The sequence below is a fragment of the Sabulibacter ruber genome (genome assembly GCF_017355955.1).
GTDB lineage: Bacteria > Bacteroidota > Bacteroidia > Cytophagales > Hymenobacteraceae > Nibribacter > Nibribacter ruber_A.
On sequence record NZ_JAFFID010000122.1, the window covers coordinates 1 to 274 of the forward strand.

General features: G+C 67.2%; 1 protein-coding gene. It reads left to right on the forward strand.

What is annotated here, in order from left to right; all coding sequences use genetic code 11:
* On the forward strand, positions 1-274 hold a 274-nt coding region (locus JT719_RS24715; RefSeq protein ID WP_207436441.1), incomplete at both ends, for a glycosyltransferase.

Below are 274 nucleotides of genomic sequence, written 5' to 3' on the forward strand. Positions count from 1 at the left end.
GTGATGCTGATCGACGGGCTGGAGCTGACGGAGGTCGTCTGGCAGGCGCGGTTCCAGCGCCGCTTCGAACCGGCGTCCGCCACGCCGCCGGAGGACGCCCCGATGGTGTCGATCCATGTGCCCTGCTACAACGAGCCGCCGCACATGGTCATCCAGACGCTGGACGCGCTCGCCCGCCTCGATTACCCGAATTTCGAGGTGCTGCTGATCGACAACAACACCAAGGACCCGGCGGTCTGGAAGCCGGTGGAGGCCTATTGCGCCCAGCTCGGGC